General features: G+C 66.7%; 19 protein-coding genes. 9 read left to right on the top strand and 10 right to left on the bottom strand.

The genetic code is table 11. The features are described 5' to 3' along the window. Positions 1-217: 217 nt before the first annotated feature. Positions 218-1,414: an NnrS family protein gene (locus B0B01_RS07855; protein ID WP_076649282.1), complete on the top strand. Its 1,197-nt coding sequence runs from the start codon at positions 218-220 to the stop codon at positions 1,412-1,414. Beyond that, a complete protein-coding gene (locus B0B01_RS07860) occupies positions 1,414-2,085 on the top strand; it encodes an NnrU family protein (RefSeq protein ID WP_076649283.1) in 672 nt (223 codons plus the stop codon). The genes B0B01_RS07855 and B0B01_RS07860 overlap by 1 nt, the downstream gene beginning before the upstream one ends. A gap of 7 nt (positions 2,086-2,092) precedes the next feature. Here the strand turns inward: B0B01_RS07860 and ygfZ are convergent, their stop codons facing one another. Together ygfZ and B0B01_RS07870 are read right to left on the bottom strand one after the other, a co-directional pair. Next, positions 2,093-2,833: a CAF17-like 4Fe-4S cluster assembly/insertion protein YgfZ gene (ygfZ, locus tag B0B01_RS07865; protein ID WP_076649284.1), complete on the bottom strand. Its 741-nt coding sequence runs from the start codon at positions 2,831-2,833 to the stop codon at positions 2,093-2,095. 70 nt (positions 2,834-2,903) lie between these two features. Then, positions 2,904-4,778, bottom strand: a complete 1,875-nt coding sequence (locus tag B0B01_RS07870; protein ID WP_076649285.1) for an ABC transporter ATP-binding protein — start codon at positions 4,776-4,778, stop codon at positions 2,904-2,906. Between the two features lie 238 nt (positions 4,779-5,016). Here B0B01_RS07870 and B0B01_RS07875 point away from each other — a divergent pair, with 238 nt between their 5' ends. Further along, complete coding sequence (locus B0B01_RS07875) at positions 5,017-5,328, top strand: hypothetical protein (protein ID WP_076649286.1); 312 nt, start codon at positions 5,017-5,019, stop codon at positions 5,326-5,328. Here B0B01_RS07875 and B0B01_RS07880 read toward each other — a convergent pair. From B0B01_RS07880 to metF, 3 genes are all read right to left on the bottom strand, one after another. After that, positions 5,301-5,696, bottom strand: coding sequence for a YbaN family protein (locus B0B01_RS07880; RefSeq protein WP_076649289.1), 396 nt, complete (start codon positions 5,694-5,696; stop codon positions 5,301-5,303). The two genes, B0B01_RS07875 and B0B01_RS07880, sit on opposite strands and share 28 nt — an antisense overlap. Positions 5,697-5,731: 35 nt before the next feature. Beyond that, positions 5,732-8,797 (bottom strand): valine--tRNA ligase, encoded by a 3,066-nt coding sequence (locus tag B0B01_RS07885; protein ID WP_076649290.1) that lies wholly within the window; start codon positions 8,795-8,797, stop codon positions 5,732-5,734. A 181-nt stretch (positions 8,798-8,978) separates the two neighbouring features. Then, positions 8,979-9,845, bottom strand: coding sequence for a methylenetetrahydrofolate reductase [NAD(P)H] (metF, locus tag B0B01_RS07890; RefSeq protein WP_076649291.1), 867 nt, complete (start codon positions 9,843-9,845; stop codon positions 8,979-8,981). 92 nt (positions 9,846-9,937) lie between these two features. On the opposite strand from metF, the gene B0B01_RS07895 reads away from it, so the two are divergent. Together B0B01_RS07895 and B0B01_RS07900 are read left to right on the top strand one after the other, a co-directional pair. Continuing rightward, a complete protein-coding gene (locus B0B01_RS07895; RefSeq protein WP_076649292.1) occupies positions 9,938-10,843 on the top strand; it encodes a LysR family transcriptional regulator in 906 nt (301 codons plus the stop codon). Positions 10,844-10,920: 77 nt separating this feature from the next. Next, entirely contained in the window at positions 10,921-11,706 is a 786-nt protein-coding gene (locus B0B01_RS07900) for an inositol monophosphatase family protein (RefSeq protein ID WP_076649293.1), read from the top strand. A 9-nt stretch (positions 11,707-11,715) separates the two neighbouring features. Here B0B01_RS07900 and B0B01_RS07905 read toward each other — a convergent pair whose 3' ends face one another. The 5 genes from B0B01_RS07905 to B0B01_RS07925 all read right to left on the bottom strand — a co-directional run bounded on the left by B0B01_RS07905 (position 11,716) and on the right by B0B01_RS07925 (position 18,920). Continuing rightward, positions 11,716-12,462 carry a rhomboid family intramembrane serine protease gene (locus B0B01_RS07905; RefSeq protein WP_076650121.1) on the bottom strand — a complete coding sequence of 249 codons (747 nt, stop codon included), beginning with the start codon at positions 12,460-12,462 and terminating at the stop codon, positions 11,716-11,718. 58 nt (positions 12,463-12,520) lie between these two features. Then, complete coding sequence (gene putA / locus B0B01_RS07910) at positions 12,521-15,898, bottom strand: bifunctional proline dehydrogenase/L-glutamate gamma-semialdehyde dehydrogenase PutA (protein WP_234967729.1); 3,378 nt, start codon at positions 15,896-15,898, stop codon at positions 12,521-12,523. A 484-nt stretch (positions 15,899-16,382) separates the two neighbouring features. After that, entirely contained in the window at positions 16,383-17,279 is an 897-nt protein-coding gene (locus tag B0B01_RS07915) for a LysR family transcriptional regulator (protein ID WP_076649295.1), read from the bottom strand. A gap of 54 nt (positions 17,280-17,333) precedes the next feature. Further along, positions 17,334-17,687, bottom strand: a complete 354-nt coding sequence (locus tag B0B01_RS07920) for a cyclophilin-like fold protein (protein ID WP_200805409.1) — start codon at positions 17,685-17,687, stop codon at positions 17,334-17,336. Positions 17,688-17,807: 120 nt separating this feature from the next. Next, on the bottom strand, positions 17,808-18,920 hold the full coding sequence (locus tag B0B01_RS07925) for an alpha/beta hydrolase (RefSeq protein WP_076649299.1): 1,113 nt from the start codon (positions 18,918-18,920) through the stop codon (positions 17,808-17,810). A gap of 310 nt (positions 18,921-19,230) precedes the next feature. On the opposite strand from B0B01_RS07925, the gene B0B01_RS07930 reads away from it, so the two are divergent. The 4 genes from B0B01_RS07930 to B0B01_RS07945 all read left to right on the top strand — a co-directional run bounded on the left by B0B01_RS07930 (position 19,231) and on the right by B0B01_RS07945 (position 23,077). Continuing rightward, entirely contained in the window at positions 19,231-20,409 is a 1,179-nt protein-coding gene (locus tag B0B01_RS07930) for an MFS transporter (RefSeq protein WP_076649301.1), read from the top strand. A 261-nt stretch (positions 20,410-20,670) separates the two neighbouring features. Further along, a complete protein-coding gene (locus B0B01_RS07935; protein WP_076649302.1) occupies positions 20,671-21,231 on the top strand; it encodes a carboxymuconolactone decarboxylase family protein in 561 nt (186 codons plus the stop codon). Beyond that, complete coding sequence (locus B0B01_RS07940) at positions 21,228-22,301, top strand: acyl-CoA dehydrogenase family protein (protein WP_076649303.1); 1,074 nt, start codon at positions 21,228-21,230, stop codon at positions 22,299-22,301. Before B0B01_RS07935 ends, B0B01_RS07940 begins: the two co-directional genes overlap by 4 nt. Next, a complete protein-coding gene (locus B0B01_RS07945) occupies positions 22,298-23,077 on the top strand; it encodes an ABC transporter ATP-binding protein (protein ID WP_076649304.1) in 780 nt (259 codons plus the stop codon). Before B0B01_RS07940 ends, B0B01_RS07945 begins: the two co-directional genes overlap by 4 nt. Positions 23,078-23,088: the final 11 nt, after the last annotated feature.

Consider the following 23,088-nt stretch of genomic DNA (forward strand, 5'->3'; position numbering starts at 1 on the left):
GCGCGGCGCCGTCAAGCGCGCCGCAGAAGCCGCGGGGCGGGGTGCCGGTGCCGCGCAGGAATTTTCATGCCTCCGGCGGGGATATTTCCTGCCAGAAGAAGCAGTGGGGGCAGTTTCACGGCAGGCCTGCGGCGCCGGGGTCGCTTGATATTCGTCAAGCCCCGTGGCAGGGCGATAGTCTAGAGATTTGGTCGGAATGCAATCGGGGGAGTAACCCATGGCCGAGGCTCGTTTCCGGACATCGCGTGACGCAGGCAGGCGGGGCGGGGTTTTCCTTTCGCTCGGCTTCCGCCCGTTCTTTTTCGCGGCGGGGCTGTTTGCGGTGCTTGCCATGGCGGTCTGGATCCTTGCCTGGCACGGGAGCGAGGTGATCGCCCCGTCCATGGGAACGCGCAACTGGCATGTTCACGAGATGATCTTCGGCTATGGCAGCGCCGTGGTTTCCGGCTTCCTGTTCACGGCGGTGCCGAACTGGACCGGGCGCCCGGCCGTGTCCGGGAGCGCGCTTGCCGGGCTGTTCCTGCTCTGGCTGGCGGGGCGCATCGTTCTGCTGTTCCCCCTGCCGCCGGTCTGGGTAGCGGTGATCGACGTGATCTACCTGCCGGTGATGGCGCTGGTTCTGGCGCGCGAAATCCTCGGGGCCGGGAACCGCCGAAATCTGGTGGTTCTGGCGCCGCTCCTGCTGTTTGCGCTTGCCAATATCCTGTTCCATGTCGAGGTGGCGCGGCAGGGGGTGTCCGGCATCGGCATGCGGCTCGGGCTTGGGGGGCTTGTGTTCCTGGTCATGGTGATCGGCGGGCGGATCATCCCGGCCTTTACCCGCAACTGGCTGCTGCAGCGGGGCGCGGCCCGGCAGCCGGCGGCTCCCGGCCGGTTCGACCTTGGGGCGCTGCTTCTGGGGGGCGCGGCGCTGCTGTTCTGGGTGGTGCAGCCGATGGGATGGCCTGCGGCGGCGGTTCTCGGCCTTGCCGGCGTTCTGCATCTTGTCCGTCTGGCGCGCTGGTGCGGGTTCGCGACGCTTCCGAGCCCGCTGCTTTTCGTTCTGCATCTGGGCTATGCCACGGTTCCGGCGGGGCTTTTGCTGCTGGCGCTGGCGGCGGTGCAGCAGGATTTCGTGACCGAGGTCGCCGCGCTTCACATGTTCGGGGTCGGGGTGATCGGCGCCATGACGCTGTCGGTGATGGTGCGCGTCTGTCTTGGCCATACCGGCCGCCCGCTGCGTTCGGACGGCTGGATGAATGCGGCCTTCGGGCTGGTCTTCGGCGCGGCGCTGGTGCGGGTTCTCGCGCCGCTGACCGGGTTCGAGGGGCCGATGATCGACCTTGCCGCCCTGCTCTGGATCGTGGCTTTTGCCCTGTTCCTGCTGCGGATCGGTCCGCTCCTGTTCCGCCCCCGGCTTGGAGGACAGGGCTGATGGGGGGCTGGGGCGAGTTCATCGCTGCATTCGCGGCCTTTTTCGCAAGCCATGTCATTCCCATGCGCCCCGCGATCCGCAGCCGGCTGATGGCGCGGATGGGGGTGCGCGGCTATTTCATGGGGTTCAGCGCGTTGTCGGTGGCGGTGCTGATCTGGCTGATCATCGCGGCCCATGGCGCCCCCTATGTCGAGATTCTGCCGCCCTGGCGGATCTGGCGCTGGGCGCCGGTTCTGGTCATGCCCTTTGTGGTGGCACTGGTGGTGGCGGGGATGATGCGGGTCAATCCGCTGTCGTTCGGCGGCGTCGGGCGGCGCCCGTTCGATCCGGCCGATCCGGGGATTCTGGGGTTCACCCGCCATCCGATGCTGATCGCGCTGCTGCTCTGGTCGGTCGCGCATCTGCTGGCGAACGGGGATCTTGCGCATGTGATCCTGTTCGGGATGTTCGCGGGATTTGCCGTCATGGGCATGGCGCTGACCGACCGGCGCAAGCGGCGCGATCTTGGCGCCGAGGCCTGGGCCGACCTCGCGCGCAACACGGGGTGGTTTTCGCCGTCGCGTCTGGCCGGGCTGCGGCCGGATCCGCGGGCCACGCTGCTTGTGCTGCTGACATTCGCGGTGTTGCTCTGGCTGCACCCGCTGGTGATCGGGGTCTCGCCGCTGCCGTGAGAGCGCGTCAGATCCGCCGGAGGGTCGCATCCCCGGCCTGCATGTCGCCCCCCGCGCGGTCGAAGCGCAGATAGGCGATGGCGGTGTCCCCGGCTCGGGTATGCAGCGTTCCGGCCGGCTTCCCCCCGCTCGTGATCCCGGCACCCGGGCCTGCGTCGCCTTCGACCCGGACCCGCACGAACCCCTTGCGCAGTTCGGTCTTGTGGCGCATCCGCGCGGTGACTTCCTGCCCGACATAGCAGCCCTTGCGGAAATCGACCCCGTTCAGCCGGTCGAACCCGGCTTCGAGGATATAGCTGTCGGGGGTGAGCTCGATCCCGCTTTCGGGAATGCAATGCGCAACGCGGATCGCGTCCCAGTCGCTGCCGTCGTCGCTTTCGGGGGCGGCGCTGTAGGCGCGCCAGCCGAGCGCTTCGTGACGCGGATCGGGCCATGCGCCGGCGGGCGCCGGGCCGGTGCCGCGCTGCAGGTTGAGCCCCGATTCGGCGATGTCCACATCGGCACGCAGCTTGTACATGCGCAGCCGCTTCAGCAAGTCGTCCGCGAGCGGCGCAGCCACATCAAGCAGCACCGCATCATCCGGCGCATCGGGGGCAAGGAAGAAATCGGCGATATACTTGCCCTGCGGCGTCAGCAGCGCGGCATAGACAAGGCCCTGCGCCAGTTTGCCGACATCATTGGTGACAAGCCCCTGCAGGAAATCCCGCGAATCGCGTCCCGTGATGCGGAAGATTCGGCGCGTGGTCATGGTCGCCTCCTGATTTGTCCGGCTCCCTGATAACGCGGGAGCGGGACGGATGACAGGGGCGGCTGCGCTTTCAGCCGAGGAACCGCGCGGTGAGCCGGCGCAGCAGGCCCGGACGGGGCTCGGACGGTGCGGGCAGCATCGGCGGCGGGGCCGGAAGCTCCGGCGCGGCCGTGTCCCGGCCGGGGTCGGATTGCGCGCGGTAGAGATCGGCATAGATGCCATCGCGCGCGAGCAGCTCCTCATGGGTGCCGCTCTCCGCGACCCGACCGCGATCCAGCACCAGAATCCGGTCGGCATTGCGCACGGTCGAAAGCCGGTGGGCGATGACCAGCGTCGTTCGTCCGCCCGAAAGCCGGTCGAGCGCCGTCTGCACGATCTTTTCCGACTGGGTGTCGAGCGCGCTGGTGGCCTCGTCGAGCAGCAGCACCGGCGTGTTGCGCAACAGGGCGCGGGCGATCACGACGCGCTGGCGCTGCCCGCCCGAAAGGGCCGAGCCGCGCGGCCCGACCAGCGTGTCGAGCCCGGCGGGCAGGTCCTTCACGAAATCGCTCACATGGGCGGCGTCGAGGATCGGCACCAGTTCCTCATCGCTCACATCGTCGCGCCCGAGCAGGATGTTTTCGCGCAGGGTCTCGTCGAACAGGAGTGCCTCCTGACTGACCACGGAGAAAAGACCGCGCAGCGTTTCCAGTTCGATCCGGCCGACGGCGACACCGCCGAGCAGCACCTCGCCGGCCTGCGGATCGACAAGACGCGTCAGCACGTTGAAGATGCTCGACTTGCCGGCCCCCGAAGGCCCGACCAGCGCCGTGGTCTTGCCTGCCTCGGCATGGAGGCTCAGATCGTTCAGCACGGTCGCCTCGCCATAGCGCAGGGTCACGTTGCGGAAGGTCACGTCGGGCAGCCCCTCGGGCGGTGCGACCGGATCGGGGGGCGACAGCAACAGGATCGGCGCGTCGAGAAGCTCTTTCAGCCGCTCGAGCGCGGCGGCGGCGGCCTGCCAGGCCGCGCTCATGCCGGCCAGGCGGCGGACCGGATCGAAGGCGAGGCCGATCGCGGTAAAAAAGCTCATGAAATCGCCGACGGTCTTCTTGCCCTCGATGATCTCGGCACCGCCGAGCAGCAGCACCGCCATGAAGCCGAGCCCGGCCATGATGTCGACCACGCCGGTCACCGCCGCCGTGCCGAAGGCCGAGCGGACCTCGGAGCGCACGAATGTGTCGGTGTGTTTCTCGAACTGTGCGGTCTGGTAGTCCTCGAGATTGTTCAGCTTGATCGGCACCATGCCGTGAAAAATCTCGTCCAGCCGCTTGGCCAGCGTCGCGCCCAGGTCGCGCGCCTGCGCGGCCTTCTTGCGCACGTAACGCTGCCCGGCCCCGATCGGCAGCAGGGCGATCGGGGCGCCGATCAGCATCACCGCCGTCCAGCGCCAGTCGATGTTGATCGCGACCCCGAGCAGCACGACCAGCGATATGAAATCGCGGCCCGTCGTGGTGATGATGGTGCGCCAGACGGTGTTGATCGACCCCACATCTGACTGGATGCGCTGGATCAGCACGCCGGGCGGGTGCGCCTGGTGAAACGCGCTGTCCTGCCGGATCAGCCGCCGCAGCAGATCGACCCGCAACTGGGCGGCCGTTTCCTGCGAGATCTTGGACAGCAGCACCTGCTGCACCACGCCCGCGCAGCCGCGTGTCGCAAACACCACAAGAAAGACGACACTGACCCAGGCCAGCATCTGCGCGTTGCCCTGCACGAAGACGCTGTCGAACATCGGCTTCATCATGTAGCTGATCGCGCCGGCCATGCTGCCTTCGAGCACCATGAAAAGCACGGCGATGGACAGCACGCCGACGTGACGGCGCAGATAGCCATGCCATAGCCAGCCGAGCAGTTCGCCGGCCGACTTGTGCCGTTTTTGCCGTGTCCGGGCCTTGACCTTCATGAATCCTGCTCTTGGAATCCAGTTGTCGCCGGGCGCGGAACGGTCCGCCTGACCGGGTTCATCTACATCCCGCATTCGGACCGGGATGGGAACCCCCTGCGGCGCCGGGGGTCCGAGATCGCGGGGGCAGTTCTCTGCAGGCAACACCTGCGGGACCGGATCGCAGGATTGACATTCCAGCCGCGAAACCGGGGAATGGTTCCGTAATTCGGGAAACCGTCAGGAGGAAAAGCGGCCAATGCGGGATTTTTTCATTCTCTGGCTCGAGCGGATCATCAACATCGCGATCATAATCGGGGCGGTTGCCGTGTTCATCGCGGGACTCGCGGCGATGCTGACCGGCGGGCATGGTGCAGGCATGGGTGCCGGTTTCGCCATGGGCATCGGCATCTGGATCGGCGGGGCGCTTTACCTCGTGGTGATCGGCGGCCTGGCCTATCTGGGGCTTGGCATCTACAACAACACGCTGCGCACGGCGAACGCGGTCGAGCGTCTGGCCGCGCAGGGCGACGACGCGCCGTCTCAGGCGTCGGGGCGCGTCACCACGTAAAGCCCTGCCCCCGAAAGCGCGACCGCCTGGATGGTCAGGATCACCCAGTTGAACCCCATGAAGATGCTGGCGACGAAGGTCAGCGCCATGACTGAAACGGCGAGGATCTTGGCCCTGCGGGGAATGGCGCCGCGTTCTTCCCAGTCGCGGGTCAGGGGGCCGAAGATGCGATGCGCAAGCAGCCATGCCCGCAGCCGGGGCGAGCCCTTGCCGAACATATAGGCGGCCAGCAGCACGAAAGGCGTGGTGGGCAGCACCGGCAGCACCACCCCCGCCGCACCGAGCGCAAGCGCCCCCCAGCCGCCGACTGTCCAGAGCCAGCGGCTGACGGCTGGACGGGATGGAGGCTCTGGGTCGTCTGCGGACATTGATGTTGCCTTTTCCGGGCCGGCCGGCAGCGGCGCTATTCCAGTTCGCGCAGCCGCGCCATGGCGTCGTTCAGCTTCGCGGCCTCGGCCTCCCGGGCGGCAAGGTTCGCCCGGGCTTCCTCGACCACCTCCTCGGGGGCGGAACGGGCGAAATTCGGATTGCCGAGCCGTCCGCGCAGGCCCGAGATTTCCTTTTCCAGCTTGCCGAGGCTCTTTTCCAGCCGCGCCCGCTCCTCGGCGATGTCGATGATTCCGGCAAGCGGCAGGCCGAATACCGCGCCGGGGGCGGCAATGGTCACGGTTCCCTTGGGGAAGACCTCGGCATGGGTCAGCGATTCGATCCGGGCAAGCCGGCGGATCAGCGCCTCGTTGCGCTCCCAGGCGTGTTTGCCGGCGGCGTCGATCTCGCGCACGATCAGCGGCAGGTGCAGCCCGGCCGGAACGTGGATCTGCGCCCGTGCCGAGCGGATGTTCTCGATCAGGGTGATGGCCCAGTTGATCTCGTGATCGGCATCGCGGTCCAGCAGATCCTCGGGGCGGTAATCGGGCCAGTCGGCATGGATCAGCATCTTGTCCCGCCGGCCGGACAGCGCCCAGAGTTCCTCGGTGATGAAGGGCATGATCGGATGCAGCAGGATCAGGCACTGATCGAGCACCCATTTCATGGTCGCGCGGGTCTCGTCGCGCGCGCCCGCGTCACTCCCCTGAAGCAGCGGCTTGGAAAATTCCAGGTACCAGTCGCAGACCTTGCCCCAGACGAAGGCATAAAGCGTGTTCGCCGCATCGTTGAAGCGGAAATTCTCAAGTGCGTCATCGACCTCGGCGCGGGTGCGGGCGACCTCGCCCAGAATCCAGCGGTTCAGCGGCTCGCGCGGGGCGGGGCGCTTGCTGCCGTCGACCGCAAAGACCTCGTTCATCTCGGCAAAGCGCATGGCGTTCCAGAGCTTGGTGCCGAAGTTGCGATAGCCGGCGATGCGCTGGGTCGACAGCTTGAGGTCGCGCCCCATGGCCGCCATGGCGGTCAGGGTGAACCGCACCGCATCGGCGCCGTATTCGTCGATCAGTTCAAGCGGGTCGAGCACGTTGCCAAGGCTTTTCGACATCTTCTTGCCCGACGCGTCGCGCACCAGCGCGTGCACATAGACCGTGTCGAAGGGGCGTTGCCCGACCACCGCATATTGCATCATCATCATGCGGGCGACCCAGAAGAAGATGATGTCGAATCCCGTGACCAGCGTATTCGTCGGGAAATAGCGGCGCAGTTCCGCGGTATCGTCGGGCCAGCCGAGCGTGCCGATAGGCCAGAGCCCCGAGGAAAACCACGTGTCGAGCACATCGGGGTCGCGCCAGACCGGATAGACCAGCCGGGTCGGATCCTGATCGAATTCGTATTGCGCAAGGCTCTCGGCCAGGCGGTGGATGGCCTCGTGGCGGTCCTTCACCTCGATGACCATGGCGCGGCTGATCGGGATCGGCGTATCCGCGATTTCGCCCTCGAACGCCTCGCGTACCTCGTCGAAACTCGCCGCGCAATGCTGCACCGCCCCGGCATGGAGCATCCCGCCCCTGATCAGCAGGCGGTGCATTTCCACCAGGTCGAGCGCGCCGTCGCCCTCGTCGTCGCGGAATTCCGGCGCAGACAGATCGAAACCATACCAGACCGGGATCTGGTGCCCCCACCAGAGCTGTCGCGAGATGCACCAGGGTTCGATGTTTTCCAGCCAGTGGAAATAAACCTTTTCGTCCCGTTCGGGCAGGATGCGCACCTCGCCGCTGCGCACCGCCTCCAGCGCGGGGCCGACGATGGCGCCGGTATCGACGAACCACTGATCGGTGAGCATCGGCTCGATCACCACTTTCGAACGGTCGCCGAAGGGCTGCATGATCGGCCGGTTCTCGACCAGCGGCACCGGGTCGCCGTTCTCGTCCTCGGTCATCACCGCGAGTCCCTCGTCGGTGATGTCGAAGACGATGCGCTTGCGCGCCTCGAACCGGTCGAGCCCGCGATAGTCCTCGGGCACAAGGTTGATCTGGGTCGCGTCCGCCGGGGCCTCCTCGCGCCCTTCGGCGATCGCCTGCGCCCAGGCGGCGGCCTCCTCATAGGGCAGGCCGTCCTCGCGCAGGGCGCCTTTCGCGTCCATCAGCACATAAAGCGGGATGCCGTTGCGCAGGGCCACGGCATGGTCGTTGAAATCATGCGCGCCGGTGATCTTGACCGCGCCCGAGCCGAAATCGGGATCCGGGTATTCGTCGGCGATGATCGGGATCTGGCGCCGCTGCGCCTTCGGCCCGACCGGAATTTCGCACAGCTTGCCGATGATCGGCGCATAGCGGGGATCATCCGGGTGCACCGCGATGGCGCCGTCGCCCAGCATGGTTTCGGGCCGGGTGGTGGCGATGCTGATATAGTCGCGGGTCTCGCGCAGGGTGACGTTGCCGTCGGCGTCGCGTTCGACATATTCGTAAGTTTCGCCGCCCGCGAGCGGGTATTTGAAATGCCACATGTGGCCGGGCACTTCGATGTTCTCGACCTCGAGATCGGAAATCGCCGTCTCGAAATGCGGATCCCAGTTCACCAGCCGCTTGCCGCGATAGATGATGCCCTTGTTGTAGAGATCGACAAAGACCTTCAGCACCGCGTCATGGAATCCCTTGTCCATGGTGAAGCGGTTCCGGGACCAGTCGCAGGAGGCGCCGAGACGCTTCAACTGGTTGATGATGGTGCCGCCCGATTCTTCCTTCCATTCCCACACCCGCTCGATGAAGGCATCGCGGCCCATTTCGCGCCGGGTCTCGCGCCCTTCTTCGGCAAGCTGGCGCTCCACCACCATCTGCGTGGCGATGCCGGCATGGTCCTGTCCCGGCTGCCAGAGCGTGTCAAAGCCGCGCATGCGGTGCCAGCGGATCAGGATGTCCTGCAGCGTGTTGTTGAAGGCATGCCCCATATGCAGGCTGCCGGTCACGTTGGGCGGCGGGATCAGGATGCAGTAACTGTCGTCGCGCGAGGCATTGGCGCCGGCGCGGAAGCATCCGGCCTCTTCCCAGGCGCGGTAGAGGCGGCTTTCGGCCGCAGCGGCATCAAAGGTCTTTTCCATCGCCATCGTGGGATCCTCTCCATCTGGAGAGTCCTCTAGCGAATGGGGCGCGCAAGGGGAAGATCCGCGGTGGAATTTGCGCCCTGCCCGCCGCGCGATGCAAAAAAATGCCCCGCTCCGCCATGGTGCGGCGTCGGGGCGGGGCAGGGCTTTCATGCGACGGGTGGCGGACGGGCGGCGCGTTCCCTCAGGCGACTTTTTTCAGCGGCCGGCGCGGGGTCACGCCGATGGCATGGCAGACGTCGCGGGTCAGCTCGGGCCGGTTCAGCGTGTAGAAGTGCAGCTTGTCCACCCCGCCCGCGATCAGGTCGCTGCAGAGTTCCGCACAAAGCGCGGTGGCAAGCAGGTCTTCCTCGTCCTTGTTGCGGGCGTTGCCGAAGGCGTCCTCGACCCATGCGGGGATATGCGTCCCGCAGTTGCGGGCAAAGTTGCGCGCGCCCTTCCAGTTCTCGATCGGCAGGATGCCGGGCGTGATCGCATGGTCGATCCCCGCCTTCGCGCAGGCGTCGCGGAAGCGGAAGAAGGTCTCGGCCTCGAAAAAGAACTGGGTGAGCGCCTCGCTGGCGCCGGCGTCGAGCTTGGCCTTCAGCCAGTCGATGTCGGCCTGCGCGTTTGCGGCCTCGGGGTGCTGGTCGGGATAGGCACCGACGCGGATCGTGAAATCACCGCTTTCCGCCAGCGCCGTAATCAATTCGACCGAATTCGCGAACCCGTCGGGATGGGGCGCGAACGGCCCGCTGCCCTTGGGCGGGTCGCCCCGCAGCGCCACGAGTTCCTTGACCCCCGCCTCGGCAAAGCCGCGGGCGATGCCGAGCGTTTCCTCGCGGGTCGCGTTCACGCAGGTCAGATGCGCCGCGACGCGCAGGCCGGACGACCTGTGCAGTGTCGCCACCGCGTCCCGGGTCAGGTCGCGGGTGGTGCCGCCCGCGCCATAGGTGACCGAGACGAAACGCGGTGCGAGCGGGGCCAGAACCTGAACCGTATCCCAGAGCCGGAACGATGCCTCGAGCGTCTGGGGCGGGAAGAATTCGAACGAAATCTCTGGACGTGTCATGGCGGCTTATCCTCTGATTTCGACCCTTGTCGCATAGAGCGTATTGTGAGACAAACTCATAATACTCAAGAACAACATGAGCGGGCTGATGAATGCACCTTGAATTTCGCCATTTGCGCACGATCAAGGCGATCCATGAATATGGCGGACTTGGCCGCGCTGCCGAGCAGCTTCATATCACCCAGAGCGCGCTCAGCCACCAGATCAAGGGGCTTGAGGACCAGGCGGGGGTGGAGCTTTTCATGCGCCGCTCGAAGCCGATGAAGCTGACGGCGGCCGGCATGCGGCTTCTGCATCTTGCGGAACAGATCCTGCCGCAGGTCGAAGCGATGCAGGCGGAATTCGCCAATCTGCGCGACGGTGAAACCGGGCGGCTGCATATCGCGATCGAATGTCATGCCTGTTTCGAATGGCTGTTTCCGGTGCTCGAACGGTTTCGCAAGATCTGGGGCGACGTGGACGTGGACATCCGCCCGGGGCTTGCCTTCGATGCGATGCCCGCGCTCGAAAAGGAGGAAGTCGATCTCGTGGTGTCCTCCGACCCCGAGGATCTGCCCGGAATCGATTTCATCGAACTGTTCGATTACGCCCCCGTCTTTGTCGCGTCCTCGCACCATCCGCTGGCGGAAAAGCCCTGGGTCGAGGCGGCCGATTTCCGCGGTCAGACCCTGATCACCTATCCGGTCGAGCGCTCGCGCCTCGATGTGTTCAGCCAGCTCCTGACCCCGGCCAAGGTCGAGCCGGCCGCGATCCGCCAAGTCGAGCTCACGGCGGTGATCCTGCTGCTTGTCGCGTCGAACCGGGGGGTCGCGGTGCTGCCCGACTGGGTGGTGCGCGAGGTGAAATATTCGTCGGATTACGTCACCCGCCCGCTGACCGAGAACGGCGTCACCCGCCGGCTCTATGCCGCGGTGCGCCGCGACGACCGCGAAAAGCCCTTCATGCGCGATCTGATCGAATTTGCCCGCGCCGAGGCCCGGCGCCTGCAGACGGCATGACATTCATGACGTCGCGCACGCCTTGGCAAGCGGCGGCGCCTTGCCTATAGACGCGCATCCCGGAACAGGAGCAGGACATGGCCTTCAGCGCGAATCTCAACATCATGCTCAAGGCGGCACGCAAGGCGGGGCGTTCGCTGGTCAAGGATTTCCGCGAGGTCGAGAACCTGCAGGTTTCGATGAAAGGCGCGGGCGATTTCGTCAGCCGCGCCGACATCGCGGCGGAACGCATCCTCAAGGAGGAACTGCTCGGCGCGCGCCCGACCTATGGCTGGCTTGCGGAGGAAGGCGGCGGCATCGACGGCGACGATCCGACCCGGCGCTGGATCGTCGATCCGCTCGACGGCACGACGAACTTCCTGCACGGGCTGCCGCACTGGGCGATCTCGATCGGGCTCGAACACAAGGGCCAGATCGTTGCCGGCGTGATCTATGACGCGGCCAAGGACGAGATGTTCCTTGCCGAACGCGGCGAGGGCGCCTGGATGAACGACACCCGCCTGCGGGTCTCGGGGCGCACGCGCATGATCGAAAGCATCTTCGCCACCGGCGTGCCCTTCGGCGGACGGCCCGACCTGCCCGATACGCTTGGCGATCTGGGCCGCTTGATGCCGGTCTGCGCCGGAGTGCGGCGCTGGGGCGCGGCGGCGCTCGACATGGCCTATGTGGCGGCCGGGCGCTACGAGGGGTTCTGGGAACGCCACCTGCATGCCTGGGATATCGCCGCCGGCACGATCATCGTGCGCGAGGCCGGCGGGCTTGTCGAGGCGCTCGACCCCGGTGCCGACCTTCTGGAAACCGGATCGGTGATCTGCGCGAACGGGCGGATCTTCGATACCTTCGCCAGGGCGATCCGCGGATAGGCGCGGGGTTCAGCGCCGCGGCACGCGGGGAATTCGCGTCGGGCTGGAGCTTGGGTCGCCCGAGCCCGCCCCGACGCGCTCACCAAGCGGAATGCGCCAGAAGGCCGGCCCGCCGAGGCGCAGCCAGAGCGGCACCGTCAACAGGAATCCGACCGCGAAACCGCCGGTATGCGCCCAATAGGCCACGCCGCCCGCATCCGGATTGCTGCCGAGCCCCGAAATTGCCTGCAGGGCGAACCAGAACGCCAGCATGACCCAGGCCGGCATGGGAAAGATGCGGATGAAGACGATCAGGATGATCAGCACATCCACCCGGGCGCGCGGATAAAGCAGCAGATACCCCCCGAGCACTCCGGCAATCGCGCCCGAGGCGCCGAGTGTCGGCACCGTGGAACCGGGCGCCGTCAGCACATGGATCAGCCCGGCGCCCATGCCGCTTGCCATGTAGAACCCGAGGAACAGCGCATGCCCCATGCGATCCTCGAGATTGTCGCCGAAGATCCACAGAAACAGCATGTTGCCGCCGATATGCAACAGCCCGTCATGCAGGAACATCGAAGTCAGGAGCGTATGATAACCGCTGCCGGCCTCGATCCGCGCCGGGATCAGCGTCCAGTTGTAGTAAAAGCGGCTCATCGCGGAATAGGATTCGAACCCGCCGAGGTTGGCGAGGAACACCAGCACGTTGATCGCGATCAGCGCATAGACGACATAGGGCGTGCGCCCCGAGGGGTTGTGATCGCGGATCGGGAACATGGCCCGACGCTGCGGGCAAACCCCGGCGGCGTCAAGCGCGAAGCCGGTATCGATATGCTCAGGCCAGCCGCCCGAGCAGCGCGGCATTGCCCCCGGCGGCGGTGGTATCGACGCAGATGTGGCGCTCGGCCAGCACATGGGCGGGCTCGGGCAGGCCGGGGATCAGCGGCAGGATCGGCCCTTCACGCCGGGCCAGCGCCTGTTCGCAGCGCCGCGCGGTGTCCTCGTCACCCCACCAGAGCACGCCGGAAATCGCCGGGAACGTCCCGAGCGCCTCGGGCGCGGGCGGCTCGTCCGGGGCGACTGCCTGACCGCCGAGCGCATACACCGCCGCCATCTGTGCGCGCGTTGCTGCCTCGCCGGGCCCGAGGCAGAGCAGCGGCAGGCGCGGGTGCAGTGCCAGCCGGTTCGATTCGCCCGTCGGTCCGGGCAGGGTGATCGCATCCGGTCCGGTGCGGGTGGGCGGGACGGGCGGCGGGGCCTCGGCCAGACGGCGGTCGCGGGCGCAGAAGCGTTGCAGGTAATGCGGCCCGCCGGCCTTGGGGCCGGTCCCCGAAAGCCCCTCGCCGCCGAAGGGCTGGCTGCCGACGATGGCGCCGATCTGGTTGCGGTTCACATAGATGTTGCCGGCGTGCAGCGCGTCGGTCACCTGCTGCACCCGGTCGTCGATCCGGGTCTGGAGCCCGAAGGTCAGCCCATAGCCGGTCGCGTTGATCGCCCCGATCACGGCGTCGATCTCGGTTGCTTTGAAGCGCGCCACATGCAGCACCGGGCCGAACACCTCCTGCCCGAGCGCGGCGATGCCCGGCACCTCGATCAATGTGGGCCCGAGAAAGGCGCCCCGCATGGGGGCGGGCATCTCCTTCAGGATCCGGCCCTGGCTGCGGGCGCGCTCGATATGGGGCAGGATCGCCGCGCGCGCCTCCGCGTCGATCAGCGGGCCGATGTCGGTCGAGACATGCCAGGGATCGCCCAGGCGCAGGCAATCCATCGCGCCCATGAGCATGGTGAGCACCTCGTCGGCGATGTCCTCCTGCAGGTAGAGGCAGCGCAGGGCCGAACAGCGTTGCCCGGCGGATTGAAAGGCGCTCTCAACAATGGCCTGCACCGCCTGTTCGGGCAGCGCGGTGCTGTCCACGATCATGGCGTTCAGCCCGCCGGTTTCCGCGATCAGCGCCGCGCCGGGGCGCAGGTGGTCGGCCATGGCGCTGCGGATATGGCGCGCGGTTCCGGTCGAGCCGGTAAAGGCCACGCCATTGATGCGCGGATCCGAAACCAGCGCGGCCCCGACCTCGCCGGCGCCCGGAAGCAGCTGCAGCGCGCTGGGCGGCACCCCGGCCCGGTGCAGGAGGGTCACGGCCAGATGGGCGATGAGCGGGGTCTGTTCGGCCGGTTTCGCCAGCACCGCGTTTCCGGCCGCAAGCGCCGCGGCGATCTGTCCGGTGAAGATCGCCAGCGGAAAGTTCCAGGGCGAGATGCAGGTGAACGTCCCGGCCGGTTCTCCGGCGGGGATGTTCGCGCCGTAGTAGCGCAGGAAATCCACCGCTTCGCGCAGTTCCGCAACCGCATCGGGCAGCGTCTTGCCGGCCTCACGCGCCAGCAGGGCAAAGATCTCGCCATGGGCGGCCTCGTAGAGATCCGCGGCCCGGCTCAGGATCCGGTGGCGGTCCGGCGCCGTGCCCCGCCACGGTCGCGCCCCGGCAAGGGCGGTTTCGATGTCCTGCATGCTCGCGAAGCGGACCATGCCGGCACTGTCGTCAGGAATGGCCGGATTGCGCGAAACATGTGGCGCGCCGGGGGCGGCATCGCCGGCAAGCAGCGGTGCGGCCTGCCGGCGATGGGTGGCGAAACGCGCGCGGGCGCCATTGATGCGGGCAAGCGTGCGGGCGTCGGCAAGATCGAAGCCGCGCGAATTGATCCGCTCGGGCAGGAACAGCCCGGCGCCGGTCGCCAGCGGCGGGATTGTGGTGGCAATCCGGGCGAACGGATCGGCGGCGACCGTTTCGGGGGCGATGCGATCATCCACGATCTGGTTGACGAAGGATGAATTCGCACCGTTCTCCAGCAGGCGGCGCACGAGATAGGCCAACAGGTCGCGATGCGCCCCGACCGGTGCATAGATCCGGCAGCGGGTTCCGTGGCGCTCCGCGACGAGGCGGTGCAGCGCCTCGCCCATGCCGTGCAGGCGCTGGAATTCGAAACGCCGCCCGTCGCCGGCCATATGGAGGATCGCGGCAACCGTATGGGCGTTATGGGTCGCGAACTGGGGATAGATCCAGTTGGTCAGGCCCAGCAGCTTGCGTGCATTGGCGATATAGGAAATGTCGGTCGCGGCCTTGCGGGTGAAGACGGGAAACCCGGCAAGCCCCTTGACCTGCGCGAGCTTGATCTCGCTGTCCCAATAGGCGCCCTTGACCAGCCGCAGCATGAGCGGCCGGCGGTGGCGGCGCGCCATGTCATGCACCGCGTCGATGACCTGCGTTGCCCGCGGCGAATAGGCCTGCACCACCACGCCGAAGCCGTGCCAGCCCGCGCAGTCCGGGCCGGACAGGGCCGGATCCGCAAGCACTTCGTCGATCACCTCGAGCGAGAGCGCGAGCCGGTCGGCCTCTTCGGCATCGACGTTCAGCCCCATGTTCGCGCGCGCCGCCTGCCGCGCGAGGGTGCGCAGGCGCACCACGAGGTCGCGCATCATCCGGCTGCGCTGGGCGGGCTCGAACCGTGGGGAAAGCGCCGAGAGCTTGACCGAGATGCCGGGATTGTCGCGGATGTCATCCGCCTGCGCCGCATCCGAAAGCGCGGTGATCGCATGGGCATAGGCGGCCAGGTAGCGGGCGGCATCGGCCTCGGTCCGCGCGGCCTCGCCCAGCATGTCATAGGAATGGGTGAAGCCCTTTGCCTCGTTCGCCCGCGCCCGCACCGCTGCCGCTGTGATAGTCTCGCCCAGCACGAACTGACGGCCCATTTCCTTCATCGCCCGCAGGGTGGCGGCGCGGATCACCGGCTCGCCCAGGCGGCGCAACGCTCCGCGCAGGGCCTGCACGGGGGCGGGCCGCTCATCATCCAGCACGCGCCCGGTCAGCATCAGGGCCCAGGTCGAGGCATTCACCAGCGGCGAGGCCGAGCGCCCGAGGTGATGCGCCCAGTCGCCCGGCGCGATCTTGTCCTCGATCAACGCGTCCATCGTCACCGCGTCGGGCACCCGAAGCAGGGCCTCGGCCAGACACATCAGCGCAATGCCCTCGTCGGTCGAAAGCCCGTATTCGGCAAGGAACACTTCCATCATCCCGGGCCGTGCCCCGGTGCGGATCGCGCGCACCAGTTCCGCGCCGTGTCGGGCGATCTGTTTGCGTTCATCGTCGCCAAGCGCCGCAAGCCCGATCAGCCGCGCAATGGCAGCGGATTCGTCGCCGGGGATGCTGTCGCAGCGTGACAAGAGCCTGATCCTCCCGCCGGTTGTCTGCGGACAGTATAACCGCGGAATGGCACGGCGCGACACCGAAAGAGGAGCGTTGCCAGCGTCCCCATGCGGCGCTAGACGACAGGCAAGCCATGCGGACGTGGCGAAATCGGTAGACGCAGCAGACTTTGGAATTGGAGTGCCCGCGGGGAAATCCGCGGAGTAGAACCGCTCAAAGTCGGGGAACGCTAACGGGCACTGCCCCAGGCCGATCCCGAGCCAAGCCCCGGAAAAGGGGAAGGTGTAGAGACTGGACGGGCGGCGCCTAAAGCCTTCGGGCCATGGCGAAGGGACAGTCCAGACCACGAACGCCACATGGCGGCGGCGAAAGTCGAAGTGGTACGAAAATCTGCTTCTCTTATGAGAGTACGGGTTCGAGTCCCGTCGTCCGCACCATGGCCAACGCCCCGCATTCGGTCGGGGCCGGCAGGGGATCCCCCCTTTCCGTTCTCCAGGTGGATCAATCGCGGTGCCGCATCGCCTCGACGAAGGTGACGAAGGCTGGCGATGACAGCCTCCGGTTCGGATAGTAAAGGTGGTAGCCGTCCCAATAGGGGGACCATCCTTCCAGCACGCGCTGGAGCCGACCCCTCGCGATATGTGGCAGTGCGATTTCCTCCGGCACATAGCCAAGACCGTGACCGGCCAGCGCCGCATCGAGAACATGGAAGATGTTGTTGAAGACGAGCTGGCCGTCGACATTCACCTTGATCTCGCGGCCTTCCCGATCCTCGAACTCCCAGACATAAAGCCCGCCCGACGAGGGAAAGCGATAGTTGATGCAGTTGTGCTGCATGAGTTCCTGCGGCTTCTCCGGTATCGCGCGGCCCTTGAAATAGGACGGCGATCCCACGACGGCGAAGCGGAAATCAGGCCCGATCCGGGCCGAGATCATGTCCTTGGCCAGTTGCTCGCCCATGCGGACCCCGGCGTCGAAGCGTTGGGTGACGATGTCGGTCAGGCCATTGTCGAGCAGCAGCTCGACCTTGATATCGGGGTATTTCGGCATGAAAAGCCTGAGCTTCGGCCACAGGATGCTGCTGATGGCATAGTCGGGTGCGTTGACGCGGATCGTGCCGGCGAGCTTGTCCCTCAACTCGCTCAGCGCGTCGATCTCGATCTCGATCTGGTCGAAATGCGGCCCGATGCGCTCAAGCAGCCGCTCCCCGGCTTCTGTCGGCGCAACCGAACGCGTGGTGCGGGTGAGCAGGCGGATGCCGAGCCGCGCCTCCAACTGGCGGACGGTATGGCTTAGCGCCGATTGCGAGAGGCCGAACCTTGCGGCCGCCCTGGTAAAACTGCCCTCCCGCGCGACCGCCAGAAAGGCGAGCAGATCATTGATGTTCTGGCGCGTCACCCGCGAATTCCCTTCATATCGGCGGGGACCATCATACCCGCAAGGCAATACCCATCAATCGACCCGTTCGATCCGCAGGGCGATGGGGCCGGGCCGGTCGAAGATCGAGACGTCGCCCGTCACCTGCCCCAGCACGACGATACCGGGCCGGGGCACCCGCCCGTCGCGGTAATAGATGACGAAATCGCCCGAACTCCACAGGCCAAGGGTGCCGGCGGAAAAATCCTGCTGGCGGGGCAGGTCGGGCAAACCCGATGGCAGCCTGCCGGTCTTTTCCTGCCGCAGATGGTCGCTCATCTCGATGTTCAGCGGCAGCATGTCGGCCAGGGCACTTGCGGCCTTGTTGTCTGCCAGTTCGGCGGTGACTTCGCCCCAGTCCGAGGAAATGCGGATGCGTTCTTGTGCCATGGCGGCTCCCGCCAGTCCCAGTGCAAGGATGGCCGCGCTTAATAGCGGTTTCAACATGCGATGGTCCCCTGTCTGATCGGAAACGACGGGCCTGACCGCGCAGGCAGGCCCATCGCAATCTCAGGCGGCGAGGTGTTCGTTGAAGAAGCCGGCCAGCCTGTCGAACGGAATCTTGTCCATCTGATCATAGAGATCGACGTGATCCGCGCCCGGCACGATCAGCAACTCCTTGGGATCGGGGGCCGCCTTGATGACATCTTCCGAGTAATAGCGCGAATGCGCGTTCTCGCCCGCGATCAGCAGGATCGGGCGGGGAGAGGCCATCTCGATATTCGCATACATCGGAAAGCCGAAGAACGCCATCGGGGTCGTGGCCGTCCAGGCCGTCGTCGAGTTGATGCTTCTGGGGTGGAAGCCGCGCTCCGTCCTGTAGAAGTCGAAGAAGGCGGCCAGAACCGGATCGGGGTTTTCGGGCAGTTCTTCGGGAAGGATGCGCTGCCCCTCCACCAGATTGCCGCTTTCATCGAACGGGACTTCATGAAGGCCGAGGGCATGGGTGCCGTTGTCCACGTCCGCCCAACGCTTCTGGCCGAGATAGTCGAGAACCGCATGGCGCTGTTCGATCGTGTAGCTGTCCTGATGGCTGCGGCTGATGCTGCGCGAATCGCTGGTGATGGCCGTCAGGGCCATGCCGGCAAAGCCGCAGATCCCGATGATGCCGATGCGGTCGCGATCCACGTTCGGCTGCAGGCCCAGGCAATCCACGGCGGCACTGAAATCTTCGGTATTGATGTCCGGTGAAGCCACATGGCGCGGCTCGCCGCCGCTTTCCCCGGTATAGGACGGATCGAAGGCGAGCGTGACGAAGCCGCGTTCCGCCATGGTCTGCGCATAGCGGCCCGAGGATTGTTCCTTCACCGCGCCGAAGGGGCCGCTGACGGCCAGCGCGGGCAGGCGGTTTTCACCCCGGTTCTTCGGCAGGTAGAGATCGCCCGCGAGGGTGATGCCGTAGCGGTTCGTGAACGTGACCTTCTGATGGTCCACATTCTCGCTGCGCGGGAAGGTCTTGTCCCATTCGTCGGTCATGGTCTGTGCCTTTGCAGTGGAAGCGTTGAATGTTGACGCTGCGCCAAGGGCGGCGATGCCGGCCCCGGTCAGCTTGAGCATGTTGCGGCGGTCGAGGCCGGCTGTCTGCCGATCGGCGGCAGGTTCGGTCTGGATAGGCTGGGTCATGGCAGGTTCTCCTTGTGGGGTTAAACATAAAGAGCGCCGGTTTCAGCGATTAGCCCGCCTGTGTCGCATGTGGTCATGAGTTGGATTCATGAATTGATCTGGCCGCACCGCGCGCATGGAGGCGTTATATCGCCGGTGGAATTCATGAATCCGATTCATGAGGTCATGCAATTTGCACCGGCTAGTTGCTGGTTCGCGCCTTGCCTAGGTTCAGGCGCAGGACTGATCCGACATGGGCAGCATCATCGCACGCCCCGCACCACCGGATTCTGCCTGCCCGACTCCCGCAACCCCATGAAAGCGAAACGACATGGCCGCCCGATCAACCGCGATTCCAACTCAGGAACGGCAAGCCAACTGGGGCGGAGTCCTTGCGATGTCGCTTTGCGTCTTTGCGCTGATCGCCTCGGAATTCATGCCGGTCAGCCTGCTGACCCCCATTGCGTCCGAGCTGAACATCACCGAAGGGCAGGCCGGGCAGGCCATCGCCATCTCCGGTGCCTTTGCGGTGCTGACCAGCCTGTTCATCTCGACCATCGCCGGCAGCCTCGACCGCAAGACCCTGCTGCTGGCGCTGACCGGGGTGATGGCGGTGTCGGGAACCATCGTGGCCATTGCTCCGAACTATCTGATCTTCATGTTCGGCCGGGCGCTGATCGGTGTCGTCATCGGCGGCTTCTGGTCGATGTCGGCGGCGACGGCGATGCGGCTGGTGCCGGCGGCGCAGGTGCCGCGTGCGCTGGCGATCTTCAACGGCGGCAACGCCTTGGCAACCGTGGTGGCGCCGCCGCTCGGCGCGTTCCTGGGGTCGATCATCGGCTGGCGCGGCGCTTTCTTCACCGTCGTTCCGGTCGCGGTGATCGTGTTCGTCTGGCAATGGGTCAGCCTGCCCCCGATGAAAGCCGGCCGCCAGCCGGGATCGGGCAACGTATTCAAGTTGCTGAAGCGGCCTCTGGTCGCGCTGGGCATGGGTTCGGTGGCGCTGTTCTTCATGGGACAGTTCGCGCTGTTCACCTACGTGCGCCCCTTTCTGGAGACCGTCACGCGGGTCGATGTCTCGACGCTTTCCCTCATCCTGCTGGGCATCGGCGTGGCCGGTGTCGTCGGCACCAGCCTGATCGGCATCTTCCTGAAGGACGGGCTTTACCGCACGCTGGCCGTCATCCCGGCCGGCATGGCCCTGATCGCGGTCATCCTGATCGCTTTCGGCTACAGCCTTCCCGTCACGGCCGCCGTGCTTGGCATCTGGGGGCTGATCGGCACGGCGGCGCCCGTCGGCTGGTGGACATGGCTGGCGCGTTCGCTGCCGCAGGATGCCGAGGCGGGCGGCGGGCTGATGGTCGCCGTCATCCAGCTTGCGATCACGCTGGGCGCGGTCACCGGCGGGTTGCTGTTCGACATGAGCGGCTACCGCATGACCTTCATCGCCAGCGCCGTGCTGCTGCTGGCGGCGGCGCTGCTGACGATGCGGACCGCGAGAGAAAGCTGAAACAGGTGCAGCCGCTGAAGGATGGCAGCCTGTGGCTGCGCCATGCGGTGGAACGGCCCGCGATGGGGGCCGATTCATCGGCGGCTGGGTGTGTGGGGATAATATCCCTTGCTTGCGCGCCTCGCCGGGACAGGCGTTCCGCCTTTCGCGCCGAAATAAGAATGGGGGGAAATTGTTTCCGCTTCGGCCTTGGCATAGATACTGCATCAAGCCCGCCGTCATGTGCGGGGCATCTCATTTCCCGGATAGAAAGGTTGGAACATGGCCAGACTTGCATTGCGAGATATCGACAACGCGCCCGAAGACTCGCGTCCCCGGGTCGAAGCCGCGCAGAAGAGCAACGGCTTTCTTCCCAACCTGATCCGCGTGCTGGCCAATGCGCCGGTGGCGCTTGAAACCTATCAGACGGTCTCGGCGATCAACGGGCGTGCCTCGCTCAATCTTGCCGAGCGCGAGGCGGTCCAGATCACGGCGGCCGCGACTCACGGCTGCGGTTTCTGCGTCGCCGGTCACACCGCCGTGGCCGAGAAGAAGGCAAAGCTCGACGCGCCGGTGATCGAGGCGCTGCGTGGCAAGACGGATGTGCCGGATCCGAAACTGGATGCGGTCGCGCGTTTCACCGAAGCGGTGATCGCCACCCGCGGCGCGGTCGCGGACGAAGACCTGTCGGCCTTCAAGGCAGCCGGTTACGACGATCAGGCCGCGCTCGAGGTGGTCCTTGGCGTGAGCCTCGCGACGCTCTGCAATTTCAGCAACAACCTGGCCCAGCCGGCGCTGAACCCCGAGCTTTCGGCCTATGAATGGAGCCCCGCAGGCCAATGAGCATCACCCTTCCACAGGATCTGTCCGGCTGGCTGGCCGATTCGGCGCAGGGGCTCGACCTTGGCGAGATCGGGGCGGAGGAGATTCTTCCCCGGCTCGCATCGGCCGGGCTCGCCCGTATCGGCGTGCCCGAAGCAGAGGGCGGCAGCGGCGGCGATGTCGTCGATGCCGTCGGTGCGGTCGCGGCGGTGGCGCGCGAAAGCCTTTCGGCGGCGTTCATCCTCTGGGGGCACCGCAGCTATATCGAATTTCTGCTTCACAGCGACAACGCCGCCCTGCGCGGGCGGCAGTTGCCCGACCTTCTGGAAGGGCGCACCGCGGGGGCCTCGGCCCTGTCCAACGTGATGAAGTCGCTCGCCGGGCTCGAACCGCTCAAGGTCCGGGCGAAAAGCGAAAACGGGGCGCTGGTCGTTGACGGCAAGCTGCCCTGGGTCACCGATCTGCGCCGCGACGGGTTCCATGTCGCGGCCGCCGCCGACGGGGCCGAAAGCGGTGCGCCGATGATTCTGGCGATCAGCCATGACGATCCGGGGCTTGAACGCAGCGCCGATCTCGACCTCATGGCGATGCGGTCGAGCGACACGGCCGCGCTGACCTTCACCGGCCTGCGCCTGCCCGAAGACCGTATCATCACCCGCGACGCCCGGAACTGGCTGCCGCGCGTGCGCCCGTCGTTCATGGCCCTGCAATGCGGCATGTCGATCGGGCTTGCGGCGCGTGCGATCGACGAGGCCGAGGCGAGGGCGGATTCCGGGCGCGGCGTGCTCGGCCCCGACATCCGCGCCCTGCAGGCTGACCTTTCCGATGCCCGGTCCGCGCTTGCCGCCGGGCTGCGCAGCCAGGCTTTCGTCCGGCGCCCCGCGGCGCTGTTCGACCTGCGCATCCGCCTTGCCGGCATCGTCTCCGATGCCGTCGAGCTCGAGCTTCAGGCCGGGGGCGGGCGCTGCTATCTGCGCGGGCCGGGGGCCGATTTCGCCCGCCGCTGGCGCGAGGCGGCCTTCATCCCCGTCATCACCCCGAGCATCGTGCAGCTTCGCACCGAACTCGCCGCGGCACGGCAGGCGGCATGAGCGCCCCGCGCCCGGCATCGGTGCTGAGCGCCTCGGACGTGGCGCTGCGTTATGCGGATGCGCCGCTGCCGGTGCTGGCGGGTTTCAGCCTTGAACTTGCGGCCGGGGAGATCGTCGCGATCCTGGGCCCGAGCGGGGTCGGCAAGTCGAGCCTCCTGCGCGTGCTGGCCGGGCTGCAGGAGCCGGATTCGGGCCGGGTCGCTTTCGAGGGAGAAACCCTGTCGGGCGTGCACCCGCGCCTTGCCGTCGCCTTTCAGCAGCCCGGGCTGCTGCCCTGGCTCGATCTTGAGCATAACGTGGCCTTCGGGCTCGATTTCAAGCGCCAGCCCGAACTCGACCGGGGCGAACGGGCAGGGCGGGTCGCGCGCGCGATTGCCAAGGTCGGCCTGTCGGATGCGCGCAAGATGCGCCCCTCGGCCCTGTCCGGGGGCATGGCGCAGCGCGCCGCGCTTGCCCGCTGCCTGGCCCGCCAGCCGCGCGTGCTCCTGCTGGACGAGCCCTTCGGGGCGCTTGACGAGATCACGCGCGCCGGGATGCAGGATCTGCTGGTCGAGGTGGTGCGGGACTACGGCACCGCGGCGGTGCTCGTGACCCATGACATCGACGAGGCGCTTCTCGTTTCGGATCGCGTCGTGCTGCTTGGCGGCGCACCGGCGGGGGCGCTTGGTGAATGGCGGATCGACCTGCCGCGCCCGCGCGGCGATCACCTGGCCGAGCTTGGCCGGATCCGCGTCGATATTCTTGAACATCTGCGCCGGGCCACACGGCCGAACTGAGCCGGTGCCGG

This window comes from Pontibaca methylaminivorans, assembly GCF_900156525.1.
In the GTDB taxonomy this organism is placed as follows: domain Bacteria; phylum Pseudomonadota; class Alphaproteobacteria; order Rhodobacterales; family Rhodobacteraceae; genus Pontibaca; species Pontibaca methylaminivorans.